The sequence below is a fragment of the Zunongwangia atlantica 22II14-10F7 genome, from assembly GCF_002094855.1.
Taxonomy (GTDB): domain Bacteria; phylum Bacteroidota; class Bacteroidia; order Flavobacteriales; family Flavobacteriaceae; genus Zunongwangia; species Zunongwangia atlantica.
The window spans coordinates 164,781-185,125 of the sequence record NZ_ARYN01000002.1 but is presented as its reverse complement, the minus strand read 5'-3'; the positions used below and the strand labels follow the sequence as shown (position 1 = coordinate 185,125).

Below are 20,345 nucleotides of genomic sequence, written 5' to 3'. Positions count from 1 at the left end.
AATTTTACTTAGATTATAAACTTTATATTTTTACTTCCTGAGGTTAAAATTATATAATTTTTAAGTTCTTTTTTTGAGGATATCTCAACAAACACTCACTACAACGTTGTAGTGTTGAAAACTTTTCTATTTTCCGGGTTTAAATTGCCTAAATCGCAAACCAAACCATCATTTTATAGTATTTTTGGAATAGAAGAAGAGCGCGAAATCATGTAGACCGAATTTTATGAGGCCAAAACTTACTTTAAAGCAAATAGCGAAAGAATTAGACGTATCAATTTCAACAGTTTCAAAATCTTTAAGGGATAGTCCTGAAATTGGAGAAGATACAAGGCAAAAAGTGCAGGCTTTTGCCAAATTGTACAATTATAAGCCTAATAATATTGCCTTAAGTCTTAAAAATAGAAAGACAAAAACGATTGGAGTTGTAATTCCTGAAATTGTACATCATTTTTTTACAACCGTTATTAGTGGGATAGAACATGTCGCCAATGAAAAGGGTTATAGCGTAATTGTATGCCTTTCAGATAACAGTTTTGATAAAGAAGTGCTGAATATGGAGATGCTAGCCAATGGTAGTATCGACGGATTCATACTTTCAGTTGCTAAAGAAACCATGCAAAAAGGTGATTATCATCATTTGATCGAAGTGGTTAATCAAGGAATGCCTTTGGTACTTTTTGATCGTTCTGTAGAAGAAGTTCCTTCAGATAAAGTAATTATTGATGATGTAAAAGGAGCAAAAAAGGCCGTTCAATGTCTAATTGATAAAGGGGCGAAGAATATTGGTATCATTTCTACAGTAGATTATATTAGTGTAGGGAAATTAAGAACCCAGGGATATACAGAAGCACTTCAGGAAAACGGATTTAATGTAAATCAAAAAAGTATTCTCAAAATAGAGAATATGGATAATATAGAGAGTGAGATTTCAGCATTTGTGAAAGAATCAGATTTTGATGCTCTATTTGCGGTAAACGAACATTTTGCTGCGGCTGCCGTTCGAGCAGTGCGAGATAAAGGACAAAAAGTTCCTGATGATGTTCAGGTAATAGGCTTTACCGATGGAGAATTATCCAAGCGGTTTATTCCTAGTCTAACAACTATTAGTCAGCACGGAAGCCGAATGGGCGAAGAAGCAGCGCGCTTGCTTATAGAGAAGTTAGAAAAGTCTCCAAATGAGGAAGAAAGCTACAAAACAATCATTGTGGAAACTGGTTTAATTGAGCGAGAATCTACAAAATAACAATTTTAATGGCGTAATTTTTAAATTATTAGCTATCTTTATCGCCAAATTAGTTAATTTATCAGAACTTATATTTTTACTTCCTACCTAAATTAAGTTTTGATAAGTCTTAGTGCTTATCGTAACCATTTAAAATTACGATATGCAGAAACGCAAATTAAGTTTCTGGGAGATCTGGAATATGACATTCGGATTTCTCGGGATTCAAATGGGATTCGCATTACAAAATGCAAATGCCAGCCGTATCCTTCAGGTTTTTGGTGCAGAGGTCGAGCATCTCTCATGGTTTTGGATCGTCGCTCCTGTTACAGGTTTGATCGTACAACCTATTATTGGTTATTATAGTGATCGTACCTGGACCAAATTGGGTAGACGTCGTCCCTTTTTTCTAACAGGTGGAATATTAGCCGCTATTGGTTTGGTGTTAATGCCAAATGCCGACTTGTTTACTGCAATTATGCCTTCTTTATGGGTTGGTGCCGGGATGCTAATGATTATGGACGCATCTTTTAATGTAGCCATGGAACCATTTAGAGCTTTAGTAGCCGATAATCTTCCAAGCGATCAGCGAACCTTAGGTTTTAGTATTCAAACGGTATTAATTGGGATAGGCGCTGTAGTTGGCTCGTGGTTACCTTATGTTTTAACCAATTGGTTTGGGTTTTCGAATAGAGCTGCGGAAGGTGAAATTCCTTTAAATCTTCTATTATCTTTTATCATTGGGGCTGTTGTTTTAATAGTAAGTATCTTAATTACAGTATTTACTACTAAAGAATATAGCCCTGAAGAATTAGAGCATTTTCATGCACAGGAAGATAAAACTGGTGACATTGTTCCAGATGAAGAGAAATCTAAGATCACTGATATTTTTACAGATTTTGTAAAAATGCCTCATACTATGCGCCAGTTAAGCTGGGTGCAGTTTTTCTCCTGGTTTGGATTGTTCGGAATGTGGGTATTTGCTACTCCGGCCATAGCACATCATATCTATGGATTACCACTTTCAGATTCCAGCAGTGAAACTTACCAGGATGCTGGGGATTGGGTTGGAATCTTATTTGGAGTTTATAATGCCGTTTCTGCTGTCTTCGCGTTTTTCTTACCGGTAATTGCCAAAAAAGTAGGCCGTAAAAAAACACACATCATTTCATTACTTATTGGTGGGGCAGGTTTGCTTTCCATTTATGTAATGCCCGATGAAAATTGGGTAATCTTAAGTATGATTGGTGTTGGTGTTGCTTGGGCGAGTATTCTGGCGATGCCGTATGCTATTTTAGCCGGAGCGATACCACCTCGAAAAATGGGGGTTTACATGGGGATTTTCAACTTTTTTATTGTTGTGCCTCAAATAATCAATGCGTTAATAGGCGGGCCAATGGTAAAATACCTTTATGGCGGTGATCCTATTTATGCACTAATGATGAGTGGCGTGGCATTTATAATTGCGGCGATACTTACCCTAAGAATAGATGACGTAGACGAAGAAGTCTCATCGAATGCTACTAACTAAGAATTCAAGAAACATACTACTAAAATGAGTCAAAAAGCTATCATATTCGATCTTGATGGTGTAATCGTAGATACTGCAAAGTTTCATTTTTTAGCCTGGAAGAAACTGGCTAATGATCTGGGTTTCGATTTTACCAAAGAGCAAAATGAAGAATTAAAAGGAGTGAGCCGGGTAGATTCGCTTAAAAAAATACTGAATTGGGGGAACAAAGAACTTTCAGAAGAAGAATTTAATCGCCAAATGCAGTTAAAGAACGAGAATTACCTGTCTTATGTAAATGAGATGGATAAAGGAGAGGTACTTCCGGGAGTGCAAAAAGTACTGGATTATCTTGAAGAAAATAACATTCTTTATGCACTAGGATCGGCCAGTAAAAATGCACGTCATATTTTAGAGAAAATCGATTTAAAAGATGGTTTTTCTGCAATTGTAGATGGTACAGATGTTAGCAAAGCCAAACCAGATCCCGAAGTTTTCTTGATTGCTGCTGAAAAACTGAATGTGGCTCCGCAAAACTGTATCGTTTTTGAAGATTCGGTTGCCGGAGTACAGGCAGCTAACAAAGGTGAAATGACAAGCATTGGAATTGGTGAAGAAAAAACGCTTCACGAAGCCGATTATATCTTCACTGATTTTACAGAGATCTCGATCGAATTTTTAAAAAATCTACTCCAAAAATAAATAATATCAGCAATGAATCAGGATTATATTAAACCAGATGAATGGTCCATTATAGAAGAAGGTTTTGATGCCGCGCACGTAGAATCTTCAGAAAGTTTATTCAGTATTGGTAATGGTGCTATGGGGCAACGTGCCAATTTTGAAGAGCAATATTCTGGCGATACTTTTCAGGGGAATTATATCGCCGGTGTTTTTTACCCCGATAAAACAAAAGTGGGTTGGTGGAAAAACGGCTATCCCGAATATTTCGCTAAAGTTTTAAATGCGCCTAACTGGATAGGAATTAATGTTTCTATAAACGAAGAAGCTTTAGATCTTAATACTTGTAAAGAGGTTAAAGATTTTGTGCGTGAACTAAATATGAAGGAAGGCTATCACCAAAGAAGTTTTGTGGCGGTGATGCCAAACGATCTTGAAGTAAAAGTTACGGCAACCCGTTTTCTTTCTATCGTAGATGACGAGTTAGGTGCTATAAATTACGAAGTTGAGTTGCTTAATGCAGATGCTGTAGTAAAATTTACTCCGTATCTAGATGGAGGGATCACCAACCGTGACGCTAACTGGGAAGAGCGTTTTTGGGAAACTTTAGCTGTTAAAGCTGAAAACGAGCAGGCTTTTGTGGTTTCTAAAACTTTGAAAACCGAATATCACGTAGGTACTTATATGCAATCTGAAATCACTTTGAATGGTGAAAAACTTCAGGTTGAAGGTGAAGTAGAAAAAGCAGATGATCAGGTAAGTATTTCATATTCAGTTAAAGTAAATAAAGGAGAGAAAATTGCTCTTCAAAAATATGCCGGCTATGTAACTGATATGAATCACAGTCAGGATTCATTGATTGAAGCCGCAAAAAATGTGCTTCAAAAAGCTACAAAATCTGGTTTTTCGGCATTGCTTCAGGAGCAAAAAGAAGCCTGGGCGAAGATCTGGGAAATGGCAGATATCACGATCGATGGTGATGTAAAAGCACAACAGGGAATTCGTTTTAATATTTTTCAGCTAAATCAAACATATTTAGGGAAAGACGAGCGATTAAATATTGGTCCAAAAGGATTTACCGGCGAGAAATATGGCGGTAGTACCTATTGGGATACCGAGGCGTATTGTATTCCGTTTTATATGGCGACCAAAGATCAGCAGGTAGCTAGAAATCTATTGACCTATCGTTACAACCATTTAGAAAAAGCGAAAGAAAATGCACAAAAATTAGGTTTTACTAATGGTGCGGCACTCTACCCTATGGTAACTATGAATGGGGAAGAAAGTCATAACGAGTGGGAGATCACTTTTGAAGAAATTCACCGTAATGGTGCGATGGTTTTTGCGATCTACAACTACGTTCGATTTACGGGAGATTACAGTTATGTGCCAGAAATGGGGCTTGAAGTAATGATCGCGATTGCTAGATTCTGGCAACAGCGAGCAAACTTCAGTAAAAGCAAAAATAAATATGTGATCCTTGGTGTTACCGGGCCAAACGAATACGAAAACAACGTAAATAACAACTGGTACACTAACTATTTGGCAAAATGGTGTATCGAATATTGTATCGAAAATATCGAGAAAATTAAAGCGGAATTTGCTGAAGATCATTCTCGAATTATGGCTAAAACCAGTTTAGATGCTGAAGAAATTGCCAAATGGAAAGACGTAGCTGAAAATATGTATTTCCCATATTCTGAAGAATTAGGTGTTTATCTTCAGCAGGATGGTTTCTTAGATAAAGAGATCGAGCCGGTGAGTACGCTTACCAAAAAACAGCGCCCAATTAACCAAAATTGGAGTTGGGATCGCATTCTAAGAAGTTGTTATATCAAACAGGCCGATGTGCTTCAGGGATTCTATTTCTTTGAAGATCATTTTTCCGAAGAAAATTTAGAAAAACACTTCGATTTCTACGAACCAATTACTGTTCACGAATCTTCGTTGTCGCCTTGCGTACACAGCATTCAGGCAGCGAAATTGGGTAGAATGGAGCAGGCTTATACTTTTTACTTAAGAACTTCTCGATTAGACCTGGACGATTATAATCACGAAGTAAAAGAAGGTTGCCACATTACCAGTATGGCGGGAACCTGGATGAGCATTGTAGAAGGTTTTGGCGGAATGCGTGTGGTAGATGAAAAATTGTCTTTTGCGCCGCAATTGCCGGAGCAATGGAACAGTTTCAGTTTTAAAGTGAATTTTAGAAACCAGATCCTAAGGATCAATATTGGTAAAAATGAAACTACATTTTCTGTAGATGGAAACGAGCCAATGACCGTATTATTAAACGGAGAAGTGATTGAGGTGCACAACACCATAAAAAGCTAAACAAGCCTTTGAGGGCATTTTAAAATTTTTCGAAGATGAAAAAGATAATAACAGTAATTACAATTTGTTTTTCTTTTCTAGGATTGCAGGCACAGGAGTTAAAATCTCCTAATGGCGACCTAAAAATGAAATTCAGTTTACAAGAAAACGGAACTCCGGCGTATCAATTATTTTACAAAGGAGAAGAAGTGATAAAAACCAGCACGCTTGGTTTAGAACTTAAGGATGATGAAACTTCGTTGATGAGCGGATTCGAAATTTCTGACTCAAAAACATCGAATTTCGATGAAACCTGGACGCCGGTTTGGGGAGAAACAGCCAAAATTAGAAATCATTACAACGAGTTAGCGATCACTTTAGAGCAAACTTCAGCAGATCGAAGAATGATCATTCGTTTTCGTATGTTCAATGACGGTTTAGGGTTTAGATATGAATTTCCGCAGCAAAAAAACCTGGTGTATTTCGTGATTAAAGAAGAACATACGCAGTTTGCAATGACGGGAGATCATACGGCTTATTGGATTCCGGGAGATTACGATTCTCAGGAATATGATTACACGACATCTAAACTTTCAGAAATTAGTGATTTATTTGATAAAGCTTTAACCGATAATGCTTCTCAAACGCAATTCTCAAAGTCGGCCGTACAAACTTCTTTAATGTTGAAAACTGAAGAGGGAATTTACATCAATCTTCACGAAGCTGCTTTAAAAGAATATTCGTTAATGAACCTGAATTTGGATGAAAATAGCCTTGTTTTTGAATCATGGTTAACGCCAGATGTACTTGGAAATAAAGGTTACATTCAGGCGCCTACGACTTCACCGTGGAGAACGATCATGGTAAGTGATGATGCAACAGAAATTTTAGCATCTAATATCACGCTAAATCTTAACGAACCAAATAAGATCGAAGATACTTCGTGGATCAAACCAATGAAATATGTTGGTGTTTGGTGGGAAATGATCACCGGAAAAAGTAGCTGGAATTATACCGATGAATTTCCATCTGTGAAATTAGGCGAAACCGATTTTGAAAACGCTGAGCCTAACGGAAAACATGGTGCTACGACTAAGCATGTAAAAGAGTATATCGATTTTGCTGCTGAAAATGGTTTTGATGGTGTTTTAGTTGAAGGTTGGAATGTTGGCTGGGAAGACTGGTTTGGGCAATCTAAAGATTATGTTTTTGATTTTGTAACGCCGTATCCAGATTTTGATGTCGAAGGAATTCAGAAATATGCAGAAGCTAAAGGAGTGCAAATGATCATGCATCACGAAACTTCTTCGGCGATTCGTAATTACGAGCGTCACCTAGACACCGCTTATCAATTCATGAATAAATATGGTTATCCTGCAGTAAAGAGTGGATATGTTGGCGATATTATTCCGCGTGGCGAACATCATTATGGGCAGTGGGCGATCAATCACTTTTTATATGCAGTGAAAAAAGCAGCCGATTATAATATTATGGTAAATGCTCATGAAGCGGTTAGACCAACTGGATTACGCCGAACTTGGCCAAACTTAATAGGTAACGAATCTGCCAGAGGAACCGAGTTCCAGGCATTTGGTGGATCAAAACCAAATCACGTGACCATTTTACCATTTACACGTTTAATTGGTGGGCCTATGGATTATACTCCGGGAATTTTTGAAATGGATATCAGTAAGATCAATCCAGATAACAATTCGCACGTAAATTCAACTTTAGCAAATCAATTGGCACTGTATGTAACAATGTACAGTCCCTTGCAAATGGCAGCCGATCTTCCTGAAAATTATAAGCGTTTTCCAGATGCTTTTCAGTTTATCAAAGATGTGGCTTTAGATTGGGATGAAAGTAACTATATCGAAGCAGAACCGGGACAATATATTACTGTTGCTCGTAAAGCTAAAGGAACTGAAAACTGGTTTGTAGGAAATGTAAATGGAACAACATCAAGAACTTCAAAAATCAAGCTTGATTTCTTAGAAGATGGGAAAAAGTATGAGGCAACAATTTATGCAGATGCAAAAGATGCTCATTACAAGACCAATCCACAGGCTTATAAGATCACCAAGAAAACCGTAACGAGCAAGTCGACTTTAAAACTGACTTCAGCGCCCGGCGGTGGTTATGCGATAAGTATTTTTGAGAAGGAATAACTAGAAGTTAGATTTTAGAAGTGAGAAGTTAGAAATATCTAGTAGTCATCCCGGACTTGATCCGGGATCTCATTTAGAATAATCTGGATGAGATTCTGAATCAAGCCCGCCTGCCGGACGGAAAGGTTCAGAATGACAGTAATACTTGCTGTCACTGCAATTGACTTTATTGAAGCGAAAGCGTAAATAAAATACTATCGATAAATCTTATTTAACCCAAAACTAAAGGCTGATAGCTGTTCGCTGAAAGCTCAGCGCTAAAAATTTGAAAAATGAAAACTAAATTATACAATCTTGTGTTACTCCTGTTATGTTTTACAGGAGTAACGCAAGCTCAAATCGATAAAATGGAACCGCCTTTTTGGTGGAGTGATATGAATCTGGAAGAACTTCAGATCATGTTCTACGGAGAGAATATCGGGACGTACGAAGTTTCTTCAGAAGATGAGGTAATTATCAACAATATTAGAAAAACTGAGAATCCAAATTATGTATTTGTGACCATCAATTCTGGAGATCTTGCAGCAGGAGATTACCAATTTACCTTCAGTAAAAAAGGTAAAAGAAATATTACCAAAACTTTCGAATTAAAGCAAAGAGAAGAAGGTTCAGCATTAAGAGAAGGATTCGATGCCAGTGACGCGATCTATTTAATTATGCCAGATCGTTTTGCTAATGGAAATCCAGATAATGATTCTTCAGCAGAAATGCAGGAAAAAGCCGATCGTTCTAAGCAAGGTGGTCGCCATGGTGGAGACTTGCAAGGTGTGATCGATAATTTGGATTATTTAGATGATCTTGGTATTACCGCACTTTGGAGTACGCCTTTACTGGCAGATGATGATGCCGGATATTCGTATCATACTTACGCGCAAAGCGATGTTTATAAGATCGATCCTCGTTACGGAACCAACGAAGATTATAAGCGTTTAGCCGATGAACTTCATAAAAAAGATATGAAGTTAATTATGGATTACGTGACGAATCACTGGGGAAGCGAGCATTGGATGATCAAAGATCTGCCAACTTACGATTGGGTTCACCAATTCCCGGGTTACGCTAATTCTAATTATAGAATGACTACGCAATATGATCCTCATACATCTCAGCGTGATTTTAAATATTGTGTGGATGGTTGGTTTACGGGTACGATGCCAGATTTAAACCAGAGTAATCCTTTGGTTTTAAATTATTTGATTCAGAATGCAATTTGGTGGATCGAATATTCTGGATTGGACGGTTTTCGTGTAGATACCTATTCTTACAATGATAAAGATGGCATCGCAAAATGGACAAAAGCGATCATGGACGAATATCCATATTTTAATATCGTTGGGGAAGTTTGGATGCACGACCAGGCGCAGATAAGTTACTGGCAGAAAGATAGTCCGATTGGTGCGATTCAGGATTACAATTCTAATTTACCATCGGTAATGGATTTTACTTTACATGATGCGATGACGTCGATGTTTAACGAGCCAGATGCCAGCTGGGATCGCGGAATGATAAAAGCTTACGAGAATTTTGTGAATGACTTTTTGTATGCCGATACCGACAATTTAATGGTTTTTATGGGAAATCATGATACCGGTAGATTTAATGAGATTTATGATGGCGATTTCCAGAAATACAAAATGGCAATGACGATGATTGCCAGCGTTCGTGGAACTCCACAGTTGTATTACGGAGACGAAATTGGCATGCGTGGCGATAAAGGGAAAGGTGATGGCGCGATTAGACAAGATTTTCCAGGTGGTTGGGAAGGCGATGAACAGTCTGCTTTTACTGCGGAAGGAAGAACGGAAACCCAGTCGAAATATTTCGAATTAACCTCAAAATTGTTGAATTTCAGAAAAGAAAATGAAGTGTTGCAATTTGGAAAAATGCTTCAGTTTTTACCTGAAAACAACGTATATGTATATTTTAGATACAATGATGAAAATCGCGTTATGGTGGTAATCAATAATAACGCTGAAAGCCAAACATTGGATCTAAAAAAATATGTTGAAGGAATCCAAAATTCGACATCTGGGAAAGAAATTATTTCAGGAGAAACTATTCAGTTAGATGAGAGTTTAAGTGTTAAGGCCCAGGATGCCATGTTAATTCAACTTCAATAAAAATGAAAAGATTTATAATAGCGGCGCTTGCAGTTTCGATGCTTGCTGCCTGTAAAAATGAAGCTTCAGAAGATTCAATAAAAAAAGAGGACGAAAAAGCTCAAATATTAGCTCCAATTAATGATAGTATTTTAGGACAATCGGTAATTTACGAAGCTAATATTCGCCAATATTCTCCAGAGGGTACTTTTAATGAGTTTACGAAGGATATTCCGCAGTTAAAAGAGCTGGGCGTAAAAGTTATCTGGCTAATGCCGGTGTATCCAATATCTTCAGTAAAAAGAAAAGCTACTGATGGTCGATTTGCAGAAGAAATAGAAGATGCTAAGGAGCGCGAAAAGATTTTAGGTAGTTATTATGCAATTTCAGATTATACAGGGATTAATCCTGAATTTGGAACGCTAGAAGATTTTCAGAAATTAGTGAAAACAGCTCACGACAATAATATTTACGTGATTTTAGACTGGGTAGCAAATCATACCGGTTGGGATCATGTTTGGATCGATGAACATCCAGAATTCTACACGAAAAATGAAGCAGGTGAAATTATAGATCCTATAAATCCGGATACCGGTGAGAGCTGGGGTTGGACAGATGTAGCCGATCTTAATTACGATAATAAAGGATTATGGACAGAAATGCGCAAGGAAATGCGTTATTGGGTTGAAGAACAAAATATCGACGGATTTAGATGTGATGTAGCCGGTGAAGTACCAACTGAATTTTGGGAATCTGCCGTTAAAGAGATCAAACAGGTAAAACCAATCTTTATGCTGGCAGAATCTGAGGATAAAGATCTTTTTGAGGAAGCTTTTGATATGGGGTATAACTGGGAAGGTCATCATATTTTAAATGCTATTGCGAAGGGCGAGAAAAACGCTAAAGATTTAAGTGATTATTTAAAGAAGATCGATACCACGTATAAGGAAGATGATTACCTGATGAATTTTGTTACCAATCACGATGAGAATAGTTGGAGTGGATCTATAAATGAACGAATGGGTGATGCAGCAGAAGTAATGACGGCGCTTACCTTTACAATGCCGGGAATGCCTTTAATTTATAGCGGGCAGGAATATGATATGCAAAAGCGTTTGCGATTTTTTGAGAAAGATACTATTCCACATCAAAAAAATAAATTCTGGCCAATTTTATCGAAACTCGGTAAATTAAAAAATAAAAATCTTGCATTAGAAGGTTCTAAAACACCTGCAAAGTTCTTAAAAATAGAAAATTCTAATGAAAGTACTATCTTTAGCTTCGAAAGAGAAAAGGATGCTGATAAAATAATTTTTATTGGCAATTTATCTGATACTTCCAGTAGCTTTTCGATTAATTTGGAAGGTAACTTTATTGACTATATGAATAACGAAAAAGTTTTCGTAATTGATAAAAATCAAAAAATAGAATTTTCTCCTTGGGAATATAAAATTTTAATAATTCAGTAGTAAAATTCATAAAATGATAAAAACAGCCCCTATTTGGGGCTGTTTTTATTAGTTATTAACCGAAATCGATTTAGTTTAAATACAAATTAGGTTATATTTAAGATTTAAAATAGCTTTGAGGTGATGGCAAATACAATAAAAAAAATTGGTGTCTTAACGTCGGGAGGAGATGCTCCCGGGATGAACGCCGCGATTCGCGCGGTAGTTAGGGCTTGTTCTTTTTATAATGTTGACTGTGTAGGGATCTATAGAGGTTATCAAGGGTTAATGGAAGGAGACTTCGAAGAACTAAATGCCAGATCTGTACGTAACATTATTAATAAAGGTGGTACTTTCCTTAAATCTGCTCGATCTATGGAGTTTAAAACCATAGAAGGTCGTAAAAAAGCTTACGAGCAATTAACAAAAAATAACATTGACGCTTTGGTTGTTATTGGCGGAGATGGTACTTTTACAGGAGGTGTATATTTTAGTCAGGAATTTGATCTTCCAATAGTTGGAATTCCTGCTACGATCGACAATGATATTAGTGGTACAGATTTTACCTTAGGATATGATACTGCACTTAATACTGTTGTAGATGCTATAGATAAAATTAGAGATACTGCCAGTTCTCATAACCGATTATTCTTTATCGAAGTTATGGGAAGAGATGCGGGAGACATTGCTCTTAATAGCGGAATAGGAGCAGGAGCCGAAGAAATTTTGATTCCGGAAGAAGACGAAGGCGTAGAGCGTATGTTGGAATCCTTACGTAAGAGTAAAATGTCCGGCAAACTTTCCAGCATCATAGTAGTAGCCGAAGGAGAAAAAAGCGGGAAAAATATTTTCCAGCTTGCAGAATATGTAGAAGAGCATTTAGAAGGATACGATATTAGAGTATCTGTTCTTGGGCATATTCAAAGAGGAGGACGACCAAGTTGTTTTGATCGTGTTCTTGCGAGTAAGTTAGGTGTGGGTGCTGTAGAAGCGCTATTAGACGGGGACTCTAAAGTAATGATAGGCTTAAGCCATCAACACGTTGTTCGCGTACCGCTTACCGTAGCCATTAATGGCGAGGCAAAATATGATAAAGAGTTAAGAAGGGTGGCAGACATCACTTCAGTTTAAATTTTAAAAATAGAAAAATGAGTACAAAAATTGGAATTAACGGTTTTGGCCGAATTGGGCGTATAGCCTTTAGAATAGCTGCACAAAGCGAAAAAGTAGAGGTTGTTGCTATTAACGATTTACTTGATGTAGATCACTTAGCTTACCTTTTAAAATATGATTCTGTTCATGGTAAATTTAAAGGTTCTGTTGAAGTAAAAGACGGAAATCTTGTTGTGGATGGTAAAACTATTAGAGTAACTGCTGAGAGAAATCCTGCAGACCTAAAATGGGATGCTGCTGGTGTTGAAGTAGTATTAGACTGTACAGGAATCTTTACAGACTTAGATAACGCAAAAGCTCACCTTGAAGCTGGCGCTAGAAAAGTTGTAATTTCTGCACCATCTAAAACTGCTCCAATGTTCGTAATGGGAGTTAACCACCACGAAGTAACTGCAGATCAGGATATCGTTTCTAACGCTTCTTGTACTACAAACTGTCTTGCACCACTTGCTAAAGTAATCGATGAGGAGTTTGGATTAGTAGAAGGTTTAATGACAACTGTTCACGCTTCTACATCTACTCAATTTACAGTAGATTCTCCTTCTAGAAAGAACTTTAGATTAGGAAGAAGTGCGATCGCTAACATTATCCCAAGTTCTACAGGAGCTGCAGTAGCGGTAACTAAAGTAATTCCTTCTCTTAAAGGAAAACTTACTGGTATGGCATTTAGAGTTCCTACTACAGATGTATCTGTTGTGGATCTTACTGTAAAAACAGAGAAAGCTGCTTCTTACGAAGATATTAAAGCTGCATTCAAAAAAGCTGCAGACGGTGCTTACAAAGGAGTGATTTCTTATACAGATGACGCTGTAGTTAGCCAGGATTACGTATCTGATGCTCATACTTGTAACTTTGATGCTGAAGCTGGTATCGCTCTTAACGATAACTTCTTCAAATTAATCGCATGGTATGATAACGAATACGGTTATTCATCTAAACTTGTAGATTTAGCTGCACACGTAGCTTCTTTATAATAAATTCATTTAAGCCTGAAAGATTGTGCGGTAATTCAGATTTTTTGAATTTGCATGGTTTTTCAGGCTTTTTTATCTCTAATCAATACTAAATAGCAAATGATACTAATAGCAGATGGTGGCTCTACAAAGTGCGACTGGATATTAATGGATTCCACCGGAGAAAAGATTTTTAAGACCAGAACTAAAGGATTAAATCCGGCTGTATTTCCAGAAATAGTATTGGAACAACGTATAGAAGAAAATCCAGAACTTAGAGAAGTAAAGGATAAGGTAGAAAGAGTTCACTTTTTTGGAGCAGGTTGCGGTACAGAGAAGCCAAGTAAACTTTTAGCTGGTATTATCGCCAACTTCTTTACTAATGCAGATGATGTAATGGTAAAAGAAGATATGGTTGCTGCTGTTTATGCTGCTACAACAGAGCCTGGTATTGTTTGTATTCTTGGTACAGGTTCTAATTCATGCTATTTTGATGGTGAAAATATACATCAGGCTGTAGCCTCTTTAGGTTATATTTTAATGGATGAAGCTAGTGGTAATTACTTCGGAAAAAGATTGATCCGTGATTATTACTACAAAAGAATGCCTCCTGAACTTGCGGTTAAATTTGAAGAGAAATTTGACGTAAGCAGTGATGAAATTAAAAAGAATATTTACCAAAAAGAAAATCCAAACACCTATTTAGCTTCTTTCGCTGAATTCATTTTTGCCAACGAGCGTAATGGATATTTCTATAAATTGGTTCATGAAGGATTAACAGATTTTGTACATTCTCGTGTACTTTGTTATCCAGAATGTCGTACCACTCCGGTTCACTTTATTGGTACTATTGCTTACTTTAGTGAAGATATTATTAAAGCAGTTCTTCAGCCTTACGGTATAGAAGTAGGAAATATTGTTAGACGTCCTATCGATGCTTTAGTAGATCACTATCGTAAAAATGTGTTAACTGTTTAAAATACAGTTTATTAAAATATTTTATTTACTACATTTAGAGAAAACGTCTTTAAATGCTGGTAAAAGTTTATGGTAGCGCTGTCTTTGGAGTTGAAGCAACAACCATTGCGGTTGAGGTGAATATCGACAAAGGAATTGGTTATCATTTAGTAGGTCTGCCAGACAATGCGGTGAAGGAAAGTAGTTTTAGAATTGCCGCAGCACTTCAGAATAACGGATACAAATTTCCGGGAAAAAAGATTATTGTAAATATGGCTCCGGCCGATCTTCGTAAAGAAGGATCGGCTTACGACCTTACTTTCGCAATAGGTATTTTGGCTGCCTCTGGCCAGATTAAAGCCGAAAATATTTCAGAATATATTATAATGGGAGAATTATCTCTTGATGGAAGTTTACAACCCATCAAGGGAGCACTTCCTATTGCCATAAAAGCCAAGCAGGAAGGGTTTAAGTATTTTATCTTACCCGAACAGAATGCCAAAGAAGCAGCTATAGTTTCAGGTTTAAAAGTCTTTGGTGTAAAGAATATCAAAGATGTTTGTGAGCATTTTGATAAGGATATTGAACTTCCTGAAACTATTGTAAATACCAGAGAAGAATTTTATAATCACTTAAATCATCCAGAGCACGATTTTGCCGATGTTAAAGGGCAGGAGTCTATAAAACGCTGTATGGAAATTGCTGCAGCTGGTGGGCATAATATTATTCTTATTGGTCCGCCTGGAGCCGGTAAAACGATGCTCGCAAAAAGACTACCCAGTATTTTACCACCAATGACCTTGCACGAAGCATTGGAAACAACCAAAATTCATAGTGTGGTTGGAAAAGTAAAAGATCACGGACTCATGGCGCAGCGCCCGTTTCGTAGTCCGCATCATACAATTTCCGACGTCGCTCTTGTCGGTGGCGGGGCATACCCCCAACCTGGTGAGATTTCACTTTCACATAATGGCGTATTGTTTTTAGATGAATTGCCCGAATTTAAGCGTAGTGTTTTAGAAGTAATGCGACAGCCTTTAGAAGATCGAGAAGTGACCATCTCCCGGGCAAAATTTACGGTAACCTATCCCTCAAGTTTTATGTTGGTGGCAAGTATGAATCCAAGTCCCGGTGGTTATTTTAATGATCCAGATGCTCCCGTTACTTCCTCACCTGCAGAAATGCAACGATATTTAAGCAAGATCAGTGGTCCACTTTTAGACCGAATTGATATTCATATAGAAGTTACTCCGGTTCCGTTCGATAAACTTAGTGAAGATAGAAAGGGAGAAAATAGTATCGATATCAGAAAGCGGGTCACTAAAGCCAGGGAGTTACAAACCGAGAGATTTCAGGAGTTTGAGCATATTCATTACAATGCACAGATGGGAACCAAGCAGATCACCAAATTCTGCAAATTAGATACTACTTCTAAAAATCTCCTGAAAACTGCAATGGAACGTCTCAATCTTTCAGCAAGAGCTTATGACCGAATTTTAAAAGTTTCCAGAACTATAGCAGATCTAGAAGCTTCCGAAGAAATTAAATCTAACCACATTAGCGAAGCTATTCAGTATCGAAGTTTAGATAGAGATGGCTGGTTGGGGTGATTATTCAAGTTTTTCTAGGTAGTATTCTAATGTTCTTTTAGTTGCATTATTCTCTGGTCCTGAGGCATTATTTTGAATAATATTTCCATTGCCGTCGATGATTATGTATCGAGGAATAGCTTTTACATTCAATTCTTTCAAAAAACCTGAAGTTTTAGTGTTTATAACCAGATAATTATTTTCAACAATAGAATCTGATTTAGCTGCCTTTCTCCAATTATTTTCTTCATCATTGATAGCAAGATATAAAAACTCAATTTGGTTATTTTTGAATTGCTTTTTTAGTTCTTTACTTTTTGGCATGGCTTCACGACATGGCCGGCACCAACTGGCCCAAAAATCGATATATAATATTTTTCCTTGGTTTAATTTTATTAAAGAATCTAAGGAGGTGGTTTCTCCGGAAAATGATTTTAATAGAAGTTTGTGTTTGTTTTCTGTTTGATATTCTAGATTAGAAGCGAGCTTATTTAAATTTTTATCAAGACCATATTCTTGTTGATATTTGTCTATATACTTTAATTCTATATCTACAGGAACTTTATTAAAGTCCATCTCATAAATAGTTCTGAGTCTAAACTGTTTAGTATACTTAGGAAATTCACTCGGAATTATAGAGTCATATACCACGGTTAATGGTATTACTTTATTTTTGATTAAATATTTCCATAAAAAATATGTTCCAACTGTTTTAGATGTGTATGTATTTTCATTTTCTGCTGTAAGCTTCACTAAGTTGCTAATTGTTTTATCTATACTATCATGGATCATAAAATAATTGGCAGTAAAATAAAATTGGTCTTTTTGATTGGATGAAAATGTTAAGTCATGCAGTTTTTCTGGTAAAAAGTCTTTTAAAGATTTTAGTTGCCTGTAATGCTTCCAGATAGTATATCCTTTATAGAATTCTTTAAGTTCTTCATCTTTATAATTATTAATGTTCTTATAGATTCCTTTATAGTAATTATTTATTTCTTTTAGATGAGAAATTGCATTTTTTTGAATTTCTTCCATCCCCTCAAAATCTTTAGGTTGTCTTGGATGATCATTGATTTTTCTGTATTGCTTTATAGAATCAGAAAGGCTTGGATAAGGAGGTCGAAAGGAATTTACGACAGTATTAATAGTTTCAATTTTCTTGTATGCAGCATTTCTAGGGAAGATATGGTGATCTTGCCATAGAATACGCTTTGTATTTAGAGAATCATTTGTTAGGCTAAACTGAAATTTTTTGTTGTTCAATTTTATTTGAACGGTGTCATTATGTTTTAGAATTATAGTATCACTTAAAATGGTTCTATTGTGTATTAATAGCATATCAATAGGGTAGATGTAAATCTTTTTATATAAAATTGAAGTGCTTTTTTCTTTATCTGGATCAAAAATAATCTGATCAAGATTACTTTGAACAGTTATAGGAGAGTTTATATTAGATAAGAATTTTAAATAGGCGAAAGAAGAATCAGGAATTATTTTCTTGGAAGAGCTAGATAGATTAATCTCCGTATTTCTTATTACATTTTTTTTGCTTTTATCGTTGCAACTTAGCATGATTAAAAATGAACATAGATAAAAAATGCTTTTGGAAATATAGTTTTTACGTCTTTTGGATTTCATTAAATGATTGATAAATAGATGAATGTGTAATTTAAGTATATTTTTTAACTAATTTACATCAGCTGAGTGATTCGCTATTAGATATTAGATAGAGATGGCTGGTTGGGATTATTCTTTTTTCTTTTTGGGAAGAGCTTTAAACTTTTGTAATTAATTTTTGATAAATTGTTCCTGAATTTTCAATCAATCCCAATTCATGAAAAAATTAGTGCTTGTTTTTGCAGCTTTTAGCCTTTTAGCTTGTAAAAATGAAACAACCAACAACCCCGCTAAGCCAGATGAAACTTCATCTGATTCTATCATCGATGTCGACGCGATTACAGAAACCATTAATCCTGAAACTACTATAGAATTTACTTTAGAGGAAGCTAACCGTCTTGCGCAACTGCCTTTAGAATGTGTAAGTATAGAGTATCCCAATAAACTAAGCCAAACTTTATCTAATGCTGAAGCAATGGGAGAGCCTTCGCAGTTGCATCCTGCTTTTTATGGTTGTTTCGATTGGCATAGCTCGGTTCATGGACATTGGTCTTTAGTAGCGCTTTTAAAACGCTTCCCAAATCTTGAAAAAGCAGACGAAATTCGTCAAAAATTAGAACAATCTTTATCTGCTGAAAATATCAAAGCTGAAGTAGCTTATTTTAAACGCCCTGAAGAAAATTCTTATGAAAGAACCTATGGTTGGGCCTGGCTATTAAAGTTGGCACAGGAAATAAAAACCTGGGACGATCCACTGGCAACAAAATTAGATGAAAACCTTCAACCCTTAACCGATTTAATTATTTCAAGATATATTGAATTTCTACCTAAACTTAAGTATCCAATTCGTGTAGGAGAGCATACCAATACAGCTTTTGGTTTAGGCTTTGCTTACGATTTTGCGGTGATGACTGAAAATACTGAACTTAAAGAATTAATCTCTAAACGCGCTAAAGATTTTTATTTAAAAGACGATAACTGCCCAATTACCTGGGAGCCGAGTGGTTATGATTTTTTGTCCCCGTGTTTAGAAGAGATCGATATCATGCGAAGAATTATGCCTAAAAATGCATTTTTTCTTTGGATCGAAGATTTTATGCCGCAACTTGTGAACGAAGATTTCTCGATAGAAGTGGGAGAAGTTTCAGATAGAAGTGATGGTAAACTGGTTCATTTAGATGGTTTAAATTTTAGCCGAGCCTGGGTTTTCTACGGTTTAGCAAATGAATATCCAGCGAAGTTTGGTCATTTAAGTTCTCTGGCAGATAGTCATTTGAGTTATTCTTTTCCAAATGTGGTTGGCGATTCTTACGAAGGTGGTCACTGGCTAGGTACTTTTGCGATCTATGCGTTAAGTCAGGATAAAAAATAGTCATTTTTAAACATAATTTGAAGAATTACCTCAAAGAATTAGGCCCGGGAGTATTAGTTTCTGCAGCTTTTATTGGCCCGGGAACGGTGACCGCCTGTACATTGGCCGGTGTTAACTTTGGGTATTCGTTACTTTGGGCGTTAATACTATCTATTTTTTCCTGTATTATTTTACAGGAAATGGCAGCCAGGTTAGGCGTAGTTACCCAAAAAGGATTAAGTGATAATATAAGAGCAGAACTTAAAAAGCCGGTTTGGCGATTTTTGGCACTCGCCTTAATTTTTTCGGCTATCGTGATTGGTAACGCGGCTTACGAAGCGGGTAATATTACTGGTGCAGTTTTGGGATTACAGGCCGTTTTTGGTGAGCAACAGTTCAGGTTGCTCAATTTTGATGTAAATCTTTGGAGTCTTGCTGTGGGAGCAATTGCATTCGCTATCCTTTGGATAGGGAATTATAAAGTTTTAGAGAAGATTTTTATCGCCCTTGTTATTTTAATGAGTCTGGCGTTTATCATCACAGCAATTGTTGTAAAACCTGATATTGCTGAAATTTTAAACGGATTTATACCGAATAACATTTCTACCGGAATTCTTGGAGTGATCGCTTTGGTAGGAACTACTGTAGTACCCTATAATTTGTTTTTGCACGCATCACTGGTTAGTGAGAAGTGGAAAGAAAAAAAGTATCTTAAAACGGCTAAAATCGAATTAATTATTGCGATCGTTTTAGGCGGAATCGTTTCTATGGCGATTTTGGTGTGTGGCGCGGCCTCTGGATTAGATGGCGTAAACAATGCAGTAGATCTGGCTGAAGGTTTAAAACCTGTTTTTGGAGATTTTGCATCATGGTTTATGGCTATTGGACTTTTAGCCGCAGGGATTACCTCGTCGATCACCGCGCCACTTGCAGCTGCTTACGTGGTAAAAGGTTGTTTAGGTTGGCAAACCGACTTAAAATCGGTTAAATTTAAAGCCGTTTGGGCTTTTGTAGTGATTTTGGGCGTTTTTTGTTCGTCTTTAAAAATTCAGCCAATCCAATTAATCCAGTTTGCACAAATCGCAAACGGAATTTTGCTTCCGGTCATCGCGATTTTTCTCTTTTGGGTAGTGAATAAAACTTCAGTATTAGGTAATTACAAGAATACACTTACACAAAACATCTCTGGTTTTATCGTAATCGCAATAGCTATTTTCCTAGGAGCAAAATCAATCTACACGGTTTTATAAATTCTTGCCTA

The 20,345-nt window shown here is 36.6% G+C and carries 14 protein-coding genes; 13 read left to right on the top strand and 1 reads right to left on the bottom strand.

Annotated features, from left to right (window positions below; all coding sequences use genetic code 11):
* Nucleotides 1–226: 226 nt before the first annotated feature.
* The 11 genes from IIF7_RS03090 to IIF7_RS03040 all read left to right on the top strand — a co-directional run bounded on the left by IIF7_RS03090 (nt 227) and on the right by IIF7_RS03040 (nt 16,137).
* Nucleotides 227–1,246: a LacI family DNA-binding transcriptional regulator gene (locus IIF7_RS03090; RefSeq protein ID WP_084840213.1), complete on the top strand. Its 1,020-nt coding sequence runs from the start codon at nt 227–229 to the stop codon at nt 1,244–1,246.
* A 142-nt stretch (nt 1,247–1,388) separates the two neighbouring features.
* Nucleotides 1,389–2,756, top strand: coding sequence for an MFS transporter (locus tag IIF7_RS03085; protein WP_084840212.1), 1,368 nt, complete (start codon nt 1,389–1,391; stop codon nt 2,754–2,756).
* A 24-nt stretch (nt 2,757–2,780) separates the two neighbouring features.
* Nucleotides 2,781–3,437: a beta-phosphoglucomutase gene (gene pgmB / locus IIF7_RS03080; protein WP_084840211.1), complete on the top strand. Its 657-nt coding sequence runs from the start codon at nt 2,781–2,783 to the stop codon at nt 3,435–3,437.
* A gap of 12 nt (nt 3,438–3,449) precedes the next feature.
* The gene (locus tag IIF7_RS03075; RefSeq protein ID WP_084840210.1) at nt 3,450–5,750 is read left to right on the top strand and encodes a glycoside hydrolase family 65 protein; all 2,301 of its coding nucleotides are present in this window, start codon (nt 3,450–3,452) and stop codon (nt 5,748–5,750) included.
* Between the two features lie 35 nt (nt 5,751–5,785).
* Nucleotides 5,786–7,897, top strand: a complete 2,112-nt coding sequence (locus IIF7_RS03070; protein ID WP_084840209.1) for a glycoside hydrolase family 97 protein — start codon at nt 5,786–5,788, stop codon at nt 7,895–7,897.
* Between the two features lie 272 nt (nt 7,898–8,169).
* On the top strand, nt 8,170–10,017 hold the full coding sequence (locus IIF7_RS03065; RefSeq protein WP_084840208.1) for a glycoside hydrolase family 13 protein: 1,848 nt from the start codon (nt 8,170–8,172) through the stop codon (nt 10,015–10,017).
* 2 nt (nt 10,018–10,019) lie between these two features.
* Nucleotides 10,020–11,465 carry an alpha-amylase family glycosyl hydrolase gene (locus IIF7_RS03060; protein WP_084840207.1) on the top strand — a complete coding sequence of 482 codons (1,446 nt, stop codon included), beginning with the start codon at nt 10,020–10,022 and terminating at the stop codon, nt 11,463–11,465.
* A 123-nt stretch (nt 11,466–11,588) separates the two neighbouring features.
* Entirely contained in the window at nt 11,589–12,575 is a 987-nt protein-coding gene (gene pfkA / locus IIF7_RS03055) for a 6-phosphofructokinase (RefSeq protein ID WP_084840206.1), read from the top strand.
* Nucleotides 12,576–12,592: 17 nt separating this feature from the next.
* Nucleotides 12,593–13,591 carry a type I glyceraldehyde-3-phosphate dehydrogenase gene (gap, locus tag IIF7_RS03050; protein WP_084840205.1) on the top strand — a complete coding sequence of 333 codons (999 nt, stop codon included), beginning with the start codon at nt 12,593–12,595 and terminating at the stop codon, nt 13,589–13,591.
* Between the two features lie 99 nt (nt 13,592–13,690).
* Nucleotides 13,691–14,548 (top strand): BadF/BadG/BcrA/BcrD ATPase family protein, encoded by an 858-nt coding sequence (locus tag IIF7_RS03045; RefSeq protein WP_084840204.1) that lies wholly within the window; start codon nt 13,691–13,693, stop codon nt 14,546–14,548.
* 53 nt (nt 14,549–14,601) lie between these two features.
* On the top strand, nt 14,602–16,137 hold the full coding sequence (locus IIF7_RS03040) for a YifB family Mg chelatase-like AAA ATPase (RefSeq protein ID WP_084840203.1): 1,536 nt from the start codon (nt 14,602–14,604) through the stop codon (nt 16,135–16,137).
* On the opposite strand, the gene IIF7_RS03035 is transcribed toward IIF7_RS03040, so the two are convergent.
* The gene (locus IIF7_RS03035) at nt 16,138–17,754 is read right to left on the bottom strand and encodes a TlpA family protein disulfide reductase (protein WP_084840202.1); all 1,617 of its coding nucleotides are present in this window, start codon (nt 17,752–17,754) and stop codon (nt 16,138–16,140) included.
* A gap of 196 nt (nt 17,755–17,950) precedes the next feature.
* Between IIF7_RS03035 and IIF7_RS03030 the strand changes: the two genes are divergently transcribed.
* Nucleotides 17,951–19,105 carry a DUF2891 domain-containing protein gene (locus IIF7_RS03030; RefSeq protein ID WP_084840201.1) on the top strand — a complete coding sequence of 385 codons (1,155 nt, stop codon included), beginning with the start codon at nt 17,951–17,953 and terminating at the stop codon, nt 19,103–19,105.
* A gap of 17 nt (nt 19,106–19,122) precedes the next feature.
* Entirely contained in the window at nt 19,123–20,334 is a 1,212-nt protein-coding gene (locus IIF7_RS03025) for an Nramp family divalent metal transporter (protein WP_084840200.1), read from the top strand.
* Nucleotides 20,335–20,345 lie beyond the last annotated feature (11 nt).